11 protein-coding genes and 1 riboswitch are annotated in these 14,733 nt (G+C 67.4%); of the genes, 7 read left to right on the plus strand and 4 right to left on the minus strand.

Going from position 1 to position 14,733, the window contains the following annotated elements; all coding sequences use genetic code 11:
• Window positions 1-164 precede the first annotated feature (164 nt).
• Entirely contained in the window at window positions 165-1,010 is an 846-nt protein-coding gene (locus ABIE51_RS04880) for an outer membrane protein assembly factor BamD (protein WP_115841439.1), read from the minus strand.
• 79 nt (window positions 1,011-1,089) lie between these two features.
• On the opposite strand from ABIE51_RS04880, the gene rluD reads away from it, so the two are divergent.
• The 5 genes from rluD to gloA all read left to right on the plus strand — a co-directional run bounded on the left by rluD (window position 1,090) and on the right by gloA (window position 5,643).
• Entirely contained in the window at window positions 1,090-2,076 is a 987-nt protein-coding gene (rluD, locus tag ABIE51_RS04885; RefSeq protein WP_157029420.1) for a 23S rRNA pseudouridine(1911/1915/1917) synthase RluD, read from the plus strand.
• Window positions 2,077-2,080: 4 nt separating this feature from the next.
• Window positions 2,081-2,833: a peptidoglycan editing factor PgeF gene (gene pgeF / locus ABIE51_RS04890; RefSeq protein ID WP_192632433.1), complete on the plus strand. Its 753-nt coding sequence runs from the start codon at window positions 2,081-2,083 to the stop codon at window positions 2,831-2,833.
• A 14-nt stretch (window positions 2,834-2,847) separates the two neighbouring features.
• A complete protein-coding gene (locus ABIE51_RS04895; RefSeq protein ID WP_192632434.1) occupies window positions 2,848-3,294 on the plus strand; it encodes a DUF3574 domain-containing protein in 447 nt (148 codons plus the stop codon).
• Between the two features lie 151 nt (window positions 3,295-3,445).
• Window positions 3,446-5,059: a SulP family inorganic anion transporter gene (locus ABIE51_RS04900; RefSeq protein WP_192632435.1), complete on the plus strand. Its 1,614-nt coding sequence runs from the start codon at window positions 3,446-3,448 to the stop codon at window positions 5,057-5,059.
• A gap of 56 nt (window positions 5,060-5,115) precedes the next feature.
• Window positions 5,116-5,643, plus strand: a complete 528-nt coding sequence (gene gloA, locus ABIE51_RS04905) for a lactoylglutathione lyase (protein WP_192632436.1) — start codon at window positions 5,116-5,118, stop codon at window positions 5,641-5,643.
• 70 nt (window positions 5,644-5,713) lie between these two features.
• On the opposite strand, the gene otsA is transcribed toward gloA, so the two are convergent.
• Genes otsA through otsB form a run of 3 tightly spaced genes read right to left on the minus strand, consistent with a single transcriptional unit; the run spans window position 5,714 to window position 9,664 of the window.
• Window positions 5,714-7,084: an alpha,alpha-trehalose-phosphate synthase (UDP-forming) gene (gene otsA / locus ABIE51_RS04910; protein ID WP_115841447.1), complete on the minus strand. Its 1,371-nt coding sequence runs from the start codon at window positions 7,082-7,084 to the stop codon at window positions 5,714-5,716.
• Window positions 7,081-8,874, minus strand: a complete 1,794-nt coding sequence (locus ABIE51_RS04915) for a glycoside hydrolase family 15 protein (RefSeq protein ID WP_192632437.1) — start codon at window positions 8,872-8,874, stop codon at window positions 7,081-7,083. Before ABIE51_RS04915 ends, otsA begins: the two co-directional genes overlap by 4 nt.
• Before the next feature lie 40 nt (window positions 8,875-8,914).
• On the minus strand, window positions 8,915-9,664 hold the full coding sequence (gene otsB / locus ABIE51_RS04920) for a trehalose-phosphatase (RefSeq protein WP_115841449.1): 750 nt from the start codon (window positions 9,662-9,664) through the stop codon (window positions 8,915-8,917).
• A 159-nt stretch (window positions 9,665-9,823) separates the two neighbouring features.
• Between otsB and clpB the strand changes: the two genes are divergently transcribed.
• Both clpB and btuB read left to right on the plus strand, forming a co-directional pair.
• A complete protein-coding gene (clpB, locus tag ABIE51_RS04925) occupies window positions 9,824-12,409 on the plus strand; it encodes an ATP-dependent chaperone ClpB (RefSeq protein WP_192632438.1) in 2,586 nt (861 codons plus the stop codon).
• Window positions 12,410-12,513: 104 nt separating this feature from the next.
• A riboswitch (cobalamin riboswitch) is annotated at window positions 12,514-12,734 on the plus strand.
• 24 nt (window positions 12,735-12,758) lie between these two features.
• Window positions 12,759-14,708 (plus strand): TonB-dependent vitamin B12 receptor, encoded by a 1,950-nt coding sequence (gene btuB / locus ABIE51_RS04930; protein WP_192632439.1) that lies wholly within the window; start codon window positions 12,759-12,761, stop codon window positions 14,706-14,708.
• Window positions 14,709-14,733 lie beyond the last annotated feature (25 nt).

Below are 14,733 nucleotides of genomic sequence, written 5' to 3' on the forward strand. Positions count from 1 at the left end.
AATCCATCGTGAAGGCACATCACCGTAGGGTGAACTTGATGGATCGCGTGGATGGGTCCCCGCCTCCGCGGGAATGAAAGGTTAGAAGCTCGGCGCGTCGCATTGGCCAAACAAAAACGCCGCCCGAGGGCGGCGTTTTCATTTGCGTGTCGATCGAGCCGGGATCAGTCGTTGTCGAGCGCCGACTTCTCGCCCGCGAACGGGTTGAGCTTGCGCCAGTTGCTCGGGTAATCCGGCCACTTGCCGGCGAGGAACGGGTGGCTCGGGTCGTTGAGCTGCAGCACGCGGCGGGCGTCGGCGGCGAGCACTTCATTGCCCAGGCCCTCGTAGGCGGCGGCCAGCGTGGCCACGGCGTCGTTCTGGTACGAGCTCTGCGGGTAGGTTTCCAGCAGGAACTTGGCGCGCTCGGCCGCGGCGACGTACGCGGTGCGGCGCAGGTAATAGAGCGCCGTGTCGAGCTCGTGGCGGGCGAACATGTCGCGCAGGCCGGCCATGCGGATGCGGGCATCGGGGGCGTAGCGGCTGTTCGGGTAGCGGTCGGCGACGATCGAGAAATCGTTGAACGCCTGCAGCGGCGTCGCCAGGTCGCGGCGGCTGGCGTCCAGCGTCCACACCTTCTGCAGGAACACCGTGTCGCGGCTGGAGTTCGACAGGCCGCGCAGGTAGTACATGTACGCGATGTTCTTGTGCGTCGGGTAGGTGCGGATGAAGCGGTCGATGCTGCTGATCGCGTCGTCGTGCTTGCCGGCCTTGTACTGCGCGTAGGCGGTCTCGACCAGCGCCTGCTCGGTGTACGGACCGTACGGGTACTGCGCGACCAGGCGCTTGAAGGTGGTCTCGGCGGCCGCCCAGTTGCCGTTGGTCATCGACTTGTGGGCCTTTTCGTACAGCGTCTCGACCGGGACGCCCTCGTCCGCATCCTTGTCTTTGAATTTGCTGCAGCCCACGCCGGCGAAGGCAACGATCAGCAGCAGGGCCAGCAGGCGCGAAGGGGCGGAACGTAGGCTCATGGGATCTCGACGGGCGCCGAAGGTACGAAGACCGGATAATAGCAGTCCACACCTGCCCGCCCTGAATCCTGCCCGTCCGATGACCGACCCATCCCCCGCGCCCGCCGCCCCCATGCAGGCGACCGTTCCGGACGCCGCCGCCGGCCGTCGATTCGACGCGGTCCTGGCCGAGCTGTTCCCGGATTTCTCCCGTTCCCGCCTGGCCGCCTGGATCAAGTCCGGCGACGCCCGCCTCGACGGCCGCGAAGTGCGCCCGCGCGATCCGGTGCGCGGCGGCGAGACGGTCACGCTGCACGCGCAGCTCGACGTCCAGACGCATTCGGAGCCCGAGGACATCGCGCTCGACGTCCTCCACGAGGACGAGCACGTCATCGTGATCAACAAGCCCGCCGGGCTGGTCGTGCATCCGGGCGCGGGCAATCCGGCCGGCACGCTGGTCAACGCGCTGCTGCATCGCGACCCGTCGCTCAATGTCCTGCCGCGCGCGGGCATCGTGCACCGGCTGGACAAGGACACCTCCGGCGTCATGGTCGTCGCGCGTACGCTGCCGGCGCACACGGCGCTGATCGAGCAGCTGTCCTCGCGCGAAGTCCACCGCCAGTACCTCGCCGTCGTGGTCGGTTCACTGGTATCGGGTGGCACGGCGAACGCGCCGATCGACCGCCATCCGCGCGACCGCATCCGCATGGCGGTGCGCGAGGACGGCCGCGACGCCGTCACGCACTTCCGCCTGCGCGAGCGCTTCCGCGCGCACACGCTGCTGGAATGCCGCCTCGAAACCGGCCGCACGCACCAGATCCGCGTGCACATGGCGCACCTGAAGCATCCGATCGTCGGCGACCCGCTGTACGGCGGCCCGCTGAAACTGCCGCGCGGTGCGACGGAAGACCTCGTCGCGACGCTGCGCGGTTTCAAGCGGCAGGCGCTGCATGCCGAGACGCTGGAGTTTGCACATCCGGTGACCGGCGAGCCCGTGCGCTGCACCGCGCCGGTGCCGGAGGACCTGACTCACCTGGTCCGCGTGCTGCGCGACGACACGGCCGCTGCGGCCGAGAAGGAACGCTGACGCGATGGCCGCCTGGATCGACGCGCAGTGGCCCGCGCCGGCGAACGTGCGCGGCCTGACCACGCTGCGGCACGGCCTGGGTGTATCCAGGCCGCCGTTCGACGACTTCAACCTCGGCCTGCGCGCCGGTGACGAAGCCGACGCGGTTCAGGCCAACCGCGCGTTGCTGGTCGAACACGCGCATTTGCCGTCCGCACCGTGCTGGCTGCGTCAGGTCCACGGTACGCAGGTGCACCGGTTCGATGCGCCTTCGACGGAAGAAGTCGAAGCCGATGCCTCGGTGACATCCGAAGCTGGCATCGTGCTCGCGATCCTCACCGCCGACTGCCTGCCAGTGCTGTTCTGCGCCGACGATGGCAGCGAGGTCGGCGGCGCACACGCGGGTTGGCGCGGTCTCGCGGGCGGCGTGCTCGAAAACACGCTGGCTGCGATGCGCACCGAACCGGATCGCGTGCAGGCGTGGCTCGGCCCTGCCGCCGGGCCGCAGGCATATGAAATCGGGCGCGAAGTCTTCGACGCGTTCGTCGCGAACGATGCCGGGGCGGAAAGCGCCTTCGTCGCCACGCGGCCGGATCACTGGCGCGTGGATCTCTACGTACTCGCGCGACGTCGCCTGCAGGCCGCCGGCATGCGCGCCGATCGCATCCACGGCGGCGGCCTGTGCACGATTTCTGATCCGCAGTGCTTCTTCTCGCACCGGCGCGACCAGCGCGGCGGACGCATGGCCTCGCTGGTCTGGATCGAACCGCGCGGATGAGGAGTTCCGGTGCCATGAAGCACGTCGGCCTCCTCGTTGCCACGATGTTGCTCGCCTCCACTTCGGCGGGCTGCGCGAGCACCGCACCCACAACCGCGTCGATGCACGGCGATGCGTCCCGGCCCGCGCAATCGTCGGGCTGGATCCGCAGCGAGCTGTACTTCGCCGTCGGCAACGAGGACGGCACCGGTGTGATCGACGATGCGCGGTGGCGCGCGTTCCTCGATGCCGAAGTGACGCCGCGCTTTCCCGACGGGCTGACGGTCCTGGATGGGTACGGCCAGTGGCGCTTCGAGCAGGACGGACGCCTGGTGCGGCAACGCGCCAAGGTGCTCGTCGTGCTGCACGAGGACGGCGCCAGGCGGCGGGAGGACATCGAGGCCATCCGGCTCGCGTGGAAGCGCATGACCGGGCACGAGTCGGTGCTGTGGGCCCGCTCGGCGGTCGAGGTGTCGTTCTAGCGCTTCTCTCCCCTCTCCCGCTTGCGGGAGAGGGCTGGGGTGAGGGCAGATGGCCCACGCAGCCCCTTCGCCCTCACCCCAACCCCTCTCCCGCCGGCGGGAGAGGGGCTTGAACCAGTACGATCCGCCCATCCCACGCCGCGAGCCCTCCATGCCGCCCATCACCCAACGCCGCTGGTTCGTCCCCGGCGACCTCAACGGATTCTTCGGACTGGTCGTCGACAACCTGTCGATCCTGGGCTTCATCTCCGCCGCGTTGATCGGCATCTTCGGCTTCCCGGCCGACGTCGTGTTCACGCGCATGTTCCCCGGCACGGCATTCGGCGTGCTGATCGGCAACCTGATATACACGTGGATGGCGCATCGCCTCGCGCGCGAGAGCGGACGCAGCGACGTTACCGCGATGCCGCTCGGCCTCGATGCGCCGACCAGCATCGGCATGGCGTTGCTGGTACTCGGCCCGGCGTTCGTCGCGTTCAAGCAGCAGGGCATGGACGAAGCGGCGGCGGCCAACGCCACCTGGCAGCTCGGCATGGCGTCGCTGGTCGTGATGGGGCTGCTCAAGCTCGTGCTGTCGTTCTTCGGCGATGCCATCACGCGGGCGGTGCCGCGCGCGGCGTTGCTGGGCTCCATCGGCGGCGCGGCGCTTGCGCTGCTGGGCTTCCTGCCGCTGATCGAAACGCTGCGCTCGCCGGTCGTGGGCCTCGTCACTTTCGGCCTGCTGATGTACGTGCTGGTGGCGAAGGGCAAGCTGCCGATCCGCATGCCCGGGGTGCTGTTCGCCTTCATCGTCGGCACGGTGCTGTATTACGGGCTCGGCATCGCCGGCCTTGGCACGCCGGGCTTCAAGCTGCCCGACGCCGCGCCGCTGCGCTTCACGCTGCCGCTGCCGACGCTGCAGTTCCTCGACGGTTTGCCGTACACCGTGCCGTACCTTCCGCTGCTGCTCCCGTTCGGCCTGCTGATGGTGGTCGGCGGGATCAACGTGAGCGAAAGCGCGCGCGCTGCCGGCGACGATTACCGCACGCGCGATGTGCTGCTCGCCGAAGCCGTGGCGACGCTGGTCGCGGGCTTCTGCGGCGGCGTAGCGCAGACCACGCCCTACATCGGCCAGCCCGCGTACAAGCACATGGGCGCGCGCATGGGCTACACGCTGCTGACGGGTCTTTTCATCGGCCTCGGCGGCATTTTCGGTTACGTGTCCGGGCTGGTGCAGTGGCTGCCGATCGCCGTGCTTGCGCCGATCATCGTCTACGTCGGCATGGACATCACCGTACAGGCATTCCACGACAGCCCGCGTCGGCACGCGCTCGCGGTCGCGCTGGCATTCCTGCCGTCGGTCGCCTACCTGCTGGTGATCAAGCTGGGCAATCCGGCCTGGATCGCGCCGGATCGTTTCGCCGCGCTGTACGAAGGCGTCGACGGTCACGGCCTGCCGGACCTCGCGACCATCGTGACGCTCGGCAACGGCTTCATCATCACCGCGATGATCTGGTCCACCGCGCTGGTGGCGATGATCGACCACCGCTTCCGCCGCGCCGCCGTGGTGCTGCTGATCGGCGCCGTGCTGACGCTGTTCGGCTTCATCCACTCGGTGGATCCGCGCGGCAGCATCTACTGGCCGTGGATGCTCGACGGCCTGCGTCGCGCCATCGCGTGGCAGTTCGCCGGCGCGTACGTCGCGCTGGCGGTGCTGCTGGGGCTGCTGTCGTTGCAGCGGCAGTCGCCGCCGGAGCACCTGGAATCGGCCGACCGCGCACATTGATCGCGCGGCCTTCCGGCCTTATCTCGTTATCCCGATCCCCCACGAAGAACCGATCCATGTCCCTGCAGGAACAACTCAACGCCACCCCGGGCGTCGCCGCGCGCGATGCGGCCACGCACGGTTTCGTCTTCAACCACACGATGCTGCGCGTGAAGGACATCGCGAAGTCGCTGGACTTCTACACGCGCGTGCTCGGTTTCACGCTGGTGCGCCGGCGCGATTTCGATGAGGCGAAGTTCAGCCTCTACTTCCTGGTGCTGGTCGACGATCCGTCGCAGATTCCCGCCGAAGAACCCGCGCGCGGCCAGTGGCTGTTGAGCCAGCGCGGCGTGCTCGAACTCACGCACAACCACGGCACCGAGTCCGATGCGGAATTCCGCTACCACGACGGCAACGCCGAGCCGCGCGGCTTCGGTCATATCTGCGTGTCGGTGCCGGACGTGGAAGCGGCATGCGCGCGCTTCGAACAGCTTGGCGTCGCGTTCCAGAAGCGCCTGACCGACGGCCGCATGAAGGACATCGCCTTCATCAAGGATCCGGACGGTTACTGGGTCGAGATACTGCAGCCGACGGCGCGCGTGTAAAGGGCGGCACCATCCCCACCCCGGCCCTCCCCTTGAAGGGGAGGGAGAAAGACGGCGCAGCCGAGGGGCGTCAGATCGGCTCCCGCAACGCCGCCAGGTACTTCCGGCGCCAGGCCGTGATGTCGTTCTCGCGCAGCACGGCCATCATCGTTTCGTAGCGCTCGCGGCGTTCTTCCAGCGGCATTTCCATCGCGGTGGCGAGCGCGTCGGCAACGCCGTCCATGTCGTAGGGATTGACCAGCAGCGCCGCGCCGAGCTCGCGCGCGGCGCCTGCGAAGGTCGACAGCACGAGCACGCCGGGATCCTTCGGGTCCTGCGCGGCCACATACTCCTTCGCCACCAGGTTCATGCCGTCGCGCAGCGGCGTCACCAGCCCCACGCGCGAAAGCCGGTAGAAGCCGGTCAACGTCGGATGCGGGTAGTTGCGGTTGACGTAACGCACCGGCGTCCAGTCGGGCTCGGCATGCGCGCCGTTGATGTGGCCCGACAACTGCTCCAGTTCGCTGCGCAGCTTCTGGTATTCGAGCACCTCGCCGCGCGAGACCGGCGCGATCTGCAGGAACGTCAGCTTGCCGCGGTGTTCGGGATGGCGCTTCAGGAATCGCCCGAAGGAACGGAAGCGTTCCGGCAGTCCCTTCGAATAATCCAGCCGGTCCACGCCGATCGCGAGCTCGCGCCCCGACAGGCTCGTCGCCAGCCGCTTCACGCCGACCTTGCTTGCGGCCGCGCGCGCCTGTTCCTCGATCTGCGCGGTGTCGATGCTGATCGGGAACGCGCCCGCGCGCAGGCGCTTGCCCTTGTGCGTTTCGAGCACGCCGTGCGAGATCACGCGACCGCGTCCGAACAGGCGCACGTAGTCCTGGAAGCGCTCCAGATCGCGCTCGGTCTGGAAGCCGATGAGGTCGTACGACGACAGGCCTTCGAACAGCCGCTCGTGCTGCGGCAACGCGGCGAGCAGGTCCGACGAAGGCATCGGCACGTGCAGGAAGAAGCCGAGCCGGCACTTCACGCCGAGCTCTCGCAGCAGCTTCGCCATCGGGATCAGGTGGTAGTCATGAATCCAGACGATGTCGTCGTCGCGCAGCAAGGGCGCGAGCTTCTCGGCGAACAGCGCGTTGACGCGGCGATACGCGGCGTAGGTGATGCGGCTGTAGTCGACCAGGTCCACGCGGAAATGCAGCAGCGGCCACAGCGTGCGGTTGGCGAAGCCGTTGTAGTAGTCGTCGTGGTCGCGCTTGGACAGATCGACGGTGACGTAACGGATGTTGCCGGCGTCGTGTTCGTGCACCTGCCCGGAATCGCTCGGGTCGATGCGGCCGCTCCAGCCGAACCACATGCCGCCGGTTTCCTCCAGCGCGGCCTGCAAGGCCACCGCCAATCCGCCGGCACTGCTGACTCCAGGGACCGCAACGCGATTCGAAACGACGACCAGACGACTCATGCCGCATCCTGCCAGGGCCGCGACAGGCGCATGGCGGCGTTGATGAGACCGACGTGCGAATACGTCTGCGGGAAATTGCCCCACGCTTCGCCGCCGTCGAATTCCAGGTCTTCCGACAGCAGGCCGAGGTGGTTGCGCCGCGCGAGGATCCGCTCGAACAGCGACCTCGCTTCCTCGTGCCTGCCGATCGACGCGAGCGCGTCGATGTACCAGAAGGTGCAGATGGTGAAGCTCGTTTCCGGCGCGCCGAAATCGTCGGGCATGACGTAGCGGAACAGCGCGTCGCCGCGCTTGAGGCCCTTGCCGATCGCCTCGACGGTGCGGACGAAACGCGGGTCGTCCGGTTTGACGAAGCCGAGATCGGCGAGCAGCAGCAACGAGGCATCGAGGCGATTGCCGTCGAGCGATTCGACGAAATACCCGAGTTCCTCGTTGTACGCATGCGCGACGATGCGCGCGTGCATCTCGTCCGCGCGCTGGCGCCACAACTGAACTTGCGGTGCGAGCTTCAGGTGCACGGCAATGCGCGCGAGCCGGTCGCACGCGGCCCAGCACATCACGCTGGAATACGTATGCACTTCCTCGCGGCCGCGGAACTCCCACAGCCCCGCGTCGGGCTTGTCGTGCAGCGCGTAGGCGGCTTCGCCCACGGGCTCGAGTCGGACGAAGATCGAGGCGTCGCCCACGCGCGCCAGTCGCGTATCGAAGAACAACTGCGTGGAGGCAAGCACCACGCTGCCGTACACGTCGTGCTGCTTCTGCAGCCACGCCAGGTTGCCGCGCCGCACCGGGCCCATGCCGCGATAACCGGCGAGCGATTCGACTTCCGATTCGGCCAGCTGCCGTTCGTAGCCGATGCCGTAGAGCGGTTGAAGCTCGCCATCGTCGGAGGCGATGTTGGCGAGGTAACGCAGGTACTCCTCCATCGTGCGCGTCGCACCGAGGCGGTTGAGCGCACGCACGACGAAGGCCGAATCGCGCAGCCAGCAGAAGCGGTAGTCCCAGTTGCGCACGGTGTTCGCCGCTTCGGGGATCGAGGTCGTCATCGCGGCGACGATGGCGCCGGTCTCGTCGTACTGGCACAGCTTGAGCGTGATCGCGCTGCGGATCACCGCCTCCTGCCATTCCAGTGGAATGGACAGATTGCGCACCCAGCTGCGCCAGTAATTGAGCGTCTGCTCTTCGGCCATGCGCACGAAGCCCGACACCGACTGCGTCAGCGTTTCGTCCGGGCCGAGCACGAAATGCGCATCGCGATCGAGCACGAACGGCAGCGAATCGCGTACCAGGCGTACGGGAACGTCGCTGGTCATGCGCAGCGTGAATTCGGGAATGAGGTAGCGGATGTGGTTGCTGCCCCACGTCGTTTCCGGCTTCACCGAGCCGTACTCGGCGAGCGGGCGCAGGTGCACGCGGATGCGCGGCGTGCCCGACAGCGGACGCAGGCGGCGCATCAGCATGACCGGCCGGTAGAAGCGGTCGTTCTGGTGCCAGCGCGGGGCGAAGTCGACGATTTCCACGGCGCCGCCGTTCGCGTCGCGCAACACGGTGCGCAGCATCGCGGTGTTGGGGATGTAGGACTGCTCGGCCGACACGAAGCCTTCCAGTTCGATCGACCAGTCGCCGCCTTCGTGTTCGCGCGGCGAGAGCAGGCCGCAGAAGACCGGGTCGCCGTCGAACGCCGGCACGCAGCCCCACACGATGCGCGCGTGCTGGTCGACGAGCGCGGCGATGCTGCAGTTGCCGATCAGGCCAAGCTCGAGGCTCGAGGGAAGGGCGGTCGGGCTCATCCGTTCTCCAGGTCTGTAATCGCGTTGCGTGATGCGGCGGTCATGCGAGGTCGAGGCCTTCCTCCAGCCACGCGCGCACCGCGGCCGGATCGTGCAGCGCGTAGCGCGCCGCGCTCGGTTGGCGCGATCCCACGAGCACGCCGAAGCCCGCATGGCTGCAGACCGCCTGGAACGCGTGTTCGTCGGTCAGGTCGTCGCCCACGAACACCGGACGTCGGCCGTGGAACGGCGGATGCGCGAGCAGGTCGACCACCGCGCTGCCCTTGTGCGCGCCATCGGGACGCAGTTCCACGACCATGTTCCCGTGCTGCAGGTGATAGCCGGGCAGCTCGATCAGGATCGAGTCGGCGTACTGGCGCAGCAGGTCTTCCGCGTCGGGCGCGGCACGCCAGTGCAGCGCGATCGTGGTGCCCTTGTCCTCGACGCGCGCGCCCGGATACCGCTGCGCAAGCGCCCGGCCCCAGGCCACGGCCTGGTCGAGTGCCACCGGGCGCGGATGGCGTTCCTGGTGCCCGTCCTCGCGCCGCTCCAGCCCGTGCAGGCCCACGGCGGGCAGTTTCAGCGGGGCGAACAGCTCGTCCAGCTGCGCCAGTCGCCGGCCGCTCACCAGCGCGAGTGCGCCGTCCAGGCGCCCGTGCAGCACGGCGAGCACATCGATGAGGCCCGGGTCCACCGCCACGTCGCCCGGAACATCGGCGAAATCCAGCAGCGTGCCGTCGACATCGAGGAACAGCGCCCATTCGGAGGACACCGCGGGCGGGGCGGGCAGGGAGAGGGTCGGCGTGGACATGCACGCATTGTGAACACGGGCATGTCAGCATGAAGTGGACGCGTCGTAATGACGGCAATCCGCGGGCCCGGGCGTTGAATCGGGCAAGGCGAGCCCGCATCTGGTGCACATTCGCGGTCGCGTATTGCCGGCCGCCACCAAGTGACAAGGGAATCCTCCATGCGAATGGACAAACTCACCTCGCGCTTCCAGCAGGCACTGCAGGACGCGCAGTCGCTGGCGCTCGGCCGCGACCACACCATCATCGAACCCGTGCACCTGATGACGGCGCTGCTCGACCAGAACGGCGGCAGCACGCGCCCCCTGCTTGCGCAGGCCGGCGTCAACGTGCCGCTGCTGCGCGAACGCCTGGGCGAAGCGCTGGAAAAGCTGCCGAAAGTGACGGGACAAGCCGGGCAGATCAGCGTCGGCAACGACCTGTCGCGCCTGCTCAATGTCACCGACAAGCTCGCGCAGCAGCGCGGCGATGCGTTCATCGCCAGCGAGCTGTTCGTGCTGGCCGCGCTGGACGACAACGGCGACGTCGGCCGCGCATTGAAGGCCGCCGGCGCCAGCAAGGACAAACTCGAAGCGGCCATCGCCAAGGTCCGCGGAGGCGAAAGCGTGCAGTCCGAAAATGCCGAAGACCAGCGCCAGGCGCTGGAGAAGTACACCATCGACCTCACCGCGCGCGCGGAGAACGGAAAGCTCGATCCGGTCATCGGTCGCGATGAGGAGATCCGTCGCACCATCCAGGTGCTGCAGCGTCGCACCAAGAACAATCCGGTGCTGATCGGCGAACCCGGCGTGGGCAAGACGGCGATCGTCGAAGGCCTCGCGCAGCGCATCATCAATGGCGAAGTGCCCGAAGGCCTGCGCGGAAAGCGCGTGCTCTCGCTGGACATGGGCGCGCTGATCGCAGGCGCGAAGTTCCGCGGCGAGTTCGAGGAGCGCCTGAAGGCCGTGCTCAACGACCTGGCGAAGAACGAAGGCCAGATCATCCTGTTCATCGACGAACTGCACACGATGGTCGGCGCCGGCAAGGCCGAAGGCGCGATGGACGCCGGCAACATGCTCAAGCCCGCGCTCGCGCGTGGCGAGCTGCACTGCATCGGTGCCACGACGCTGGACGAATACCGCCAGTACATCGAGAAGGACGCCGCACTCGAACGCCGCTTCCAGAAGGTGTTCGTCGGCGAGCCGAGCGTGGAAGACACCATCGCGATCCTGCGCGGCCTGAAGGAGAAGTACGCCGTGCACCACGGCGTGGAGATCACCGATCCGGCGATCGTCGCCGCGGCCACGCTCTCCAACCGCTACATCAGCGATCGCCAGCTGCCCGACAAGGCCATCGACCTGATGGACGAGGCGGCATCGCGCATCCGCATGGAGATCGACTCCAAGCCGGAGGAGCTCGATCGCAAGGAACGTCGCCTCATCCAGCTCAAGATCCAGCGCGAGGCGCTGAAGAAGGAGAAGGACGCCGAATCCCGTCAGCGCCTGGCCGACCTGGAAGACGAGATCGCGCGCCTGGAGCGCGAGTTCAACGATCTGGAAGAAGTGTGGAAGGCCGAGAAGGCCACGCTGCAGGGCGCCACGAAGATCAAGGAACAGATCGAGCAGGCCAAGCTCGAACTCGAAGCGGCGCAGCGCCGGCAGGACTTCGCGAAGATGAGCGAGATCCAGTACGGCACGCTGCCCGAACTCGAGAAGCAGCTGCGTGCCGCGCAGGAAGCCGAAACCAAGGGCTTCACGCTGCTGCAGGACAAAGTGACCGCGGAGGAAATCGCCGAGGTCGTCGCGCGCTGGACCGGCATTCCGGTCAGCAAGATGCTCGAAGGCGAGCGCGAGAAACTGCTACGCATGGAAGAGCAGCTGCACACGCGCGTGGTCGGTCAGGAAGAGGCGATCAAGGTCGTGTCCGACGCGGTGCGTCGTTCGCGCGCGGGGTTGTCGGATCCGAACCGGCCGTCGGGCTCGTTCCTGTTCCTCGGCCCGACCGGCGTGGGCAAGACGGAACTGTGCAAGGCGCTGGCCGAATTCCTGTTCGACTCCTCCGATGCGATGGTGCGCATCGACATGAGCGAGTTCATGGAGAAGCATTCGGTGAGCCGCCTCGTCGGCGCGCCCCCGGGCTACGTCGGCTATGAAGAGGGCGGTTACCTCACCGAAGCGGTGCGTCGTCGTCCGTACAGCGTGATCCTGCTCGACGAAGTCGAGAAGGCGCATCCGGACGTGTTCAACATCCTGCTGCAGGTGCTGGACGATGGCCGCCTTACCGACGGCCAGGGTCGCACCGTGGATTTCCGCAACACGGTCATCGTGATGACGAGCAACCTCGGCAGCCAGATGATCCAGGAGATGTCTGGCGACGACACGCCGCAGGCCTACCTGCAGATGAAGAGCGCGGTGATGGGCGTGGTGCAGTCGCACTTCCGCCCGGAGTTCATCAATCGCCTCGACGACATCGTCGTCTTCCATCCGCTGGACAAGCAGCAGATCCGCCAGATCGCGCGCATCCAGCTCAACGGACTGGAAAAGCGCCTCGCCGAGCGCGGCCTGAAGCTGGTGCTGTCGGACGATGCGCTCAACCTGCTGGGCAACGTCGGCTTCGATCCGGTGTATGGCGCGCGTCCGTTGAAGCGGGCGATCCAGCAGCAACTGGAGAATCCGCTCGCATCGAAGATCCTCGCCGGCGAGTTCACCAGCGGCGACACCGTGCATGTCGAAGCGCAGGGCGGGCAGCTGGTATTCCGCAAGGACTGACACGCGCCGGCATCGACGAGCGCCGCCAACGAAAGCCCCGCAGCCTCTGCGGGGCTTTTCTTTTTGCGGGCGGCCACGCGGGTTGCCGGAGGGCCCGATGCTGTTACCATGCCCGCGCCCAAGGTGACCGCCGGCTTGTCCGGTGGTTGAAACGGGAATCCGGTGCGCCCTTCGTGGCAATTCCGGAGCTGCCCCCGCAACGGTAGGCGAGACAAGGTTCCGCACACAGCCACTGTGCTCACGCATGGGAAGGCGCGGACCGGAAGCGCAGGAATTCCTGCCTTCGCTCGCGAGCCCGGAGACCGGCCCTGGTGCGACGTGACATGCGGTGGGCGAATGTCATGCGGCCATGGTCTCTCCGTGTGCCGTCATCACGCCGTCCTTCCGCCTGTCCTTTCCAACGTTCCCGCGCGGGCAGGCGCGGTCAAGGAGTGTGCTCGTGCATCCGCATCACCGGTTGTTCCGCCGCCGCGCGCTGGCGGTTTCGCTGTTGTCGTGTGTTTTTTCCGCATCGCCCGCATGGGCCGACGCCGCCACCGACCTGGACCAGGTCGTCGTCACCGCCACCCGCACCGCGCAGACGCAGGACCAGGCCCTCGCCGCGGTCACCGTCATCGCGCGCGAGGAGATCGAACGCCTGCAGCCGGCCTCGCTGCCCGACCTGCTGACCGGTCGCGCGGGCATTTCGATGGCCAACAACGGCGGCCCGGGCAAATCGACGTCGGTGTTCCTGCGCGGTACCGAATCCGACCACGTGCTGGTGCTCGTCGATGGCGTGAAGATCGGGTCGGCCACCAGCGGCGGCGCATCGCTGCAGGACATTCCGGTCGAACAGATCGAACGGGTGGAGATCGTCCGCGGGCCCTTCTCCAGTCTCTATGGGTCCGAAGCGATCGGCGGCGTGATCCAGATCTTCACCCGTCGCCCGCAAGGCGCGTTCACGCCGAGTGCCAGCGCGGCCGTGGGCAGCGAAAACACGCAGCGATTCACTGCCGGCCTGAGCGGAACGTCGCAGGATGAAGCACGCGGCGGCTGGTACGTCGTCAATGCCGCGCATGAAAACACCGACGGCATCAACGCGTATCGCGGCACGCGCAACTTCGATCCCGACAAGGACGGCTATCGCAACAGTTCGCTGACGCTGCAGGGCGGCATGCGGTTCTCCGAACGCTGGGACGCCGACCTGCGCGCCTTCCGCGCGGAAGGCCACAACGAGTACGACGGCAGCGTCAACAACGAAGCCGACACGGTGCAGCAGGTCGTCGGCGGTCGCGTCCGCTACGTGCCGAGCGAACGCGCGAAGTTCACCGCGAGCGTCGGCACCAGTGCGGACCTGAGCGAGAACTTCCTCGACGGCGTGTATTCGTCGACGTTCGACACGCGACGTGAACTGGGTTCGTTGCAGTCCGATGTCGACGTTGCGTCCGGGCTGCTCACGCTCGGCTTCGACTGGCTTGGCGATGAAGTGGACAGCAACACCGACTACGATCGCGATCGCCGGATCAACCGCGGCGTGTTCGGCCAATGGCAGCAGGCCTTCGGCACGCAGTCGCTGCAGGCCAGCGTGCGCCGCGACGACGACAGCCAGTTCGGCGGAAAGACCACCGGCAGCGTGCTGTGGGGCTGGGACTTCACCGACGAACTGCGCCTGGGCGCGAGCTACGGCACCGCGTTCAAGGCGCCGACGTTCAACGAACTGTACTTCCCCGGCTACGGCAATCCAGAGCTCGGTCCCGAGAACTCGCGCAGCGTCGAACTCAGCCTGCGCGGCGAGCACGGCTGGGGCACGTGGTCGCTCAATGCGTTCGAGACGAAGATCGACGACCTGATCGCCTTCGATGCCTCGCTGGGCGACATGGGCGGGCCGAACAACATCGATCGCGCGCGCATCCGCGGCGTCGAAGCGGTGGCAGGCGTCACGTGGTGGGACTGGAACCTGCGCACGAGCCTGACGTGGCTGGATCCGGTCAACGACGGCGACAACGCCAGCCACGGCAACGTGCTGCCGCGTCGCGCGAAGCAGTCCGGCCGCATCGATGCCGACCGGCGTTTCGGGCGGTTCAGTGCGGGCGCGAGCGTCACCGGCGCGGGCGAGCGCTACGACAACCTGACCAACACCACGCGCCTGGCCGGTTATGGGCTGGCCGACTTCCGCGCCGGGTTCGCGATCACCGATGAGTGGAGCGTGCAGGCCACGCTGCGAAACGCGTTCGACAAGCGCTACGAAACCGCCGCGCTCTACAACCAGCCCGGTCGCACCTGGCTGCTGACCGTCCGCTATCAACCCGTCGTCCGCTGATCGGACGACATCACCTGCGAGGTCG

Source organism: Lysobacter sp. OAE881 (assembly GCF_040546665.1).
Taxonomy (GTDB): domain Bacteria; phylum Pseudomonadota; class Gammaproteobacteria; order Xanthomonadales; family Xanthomonadaceae; genus Lysobacter_J; species Lysobacter_J soli.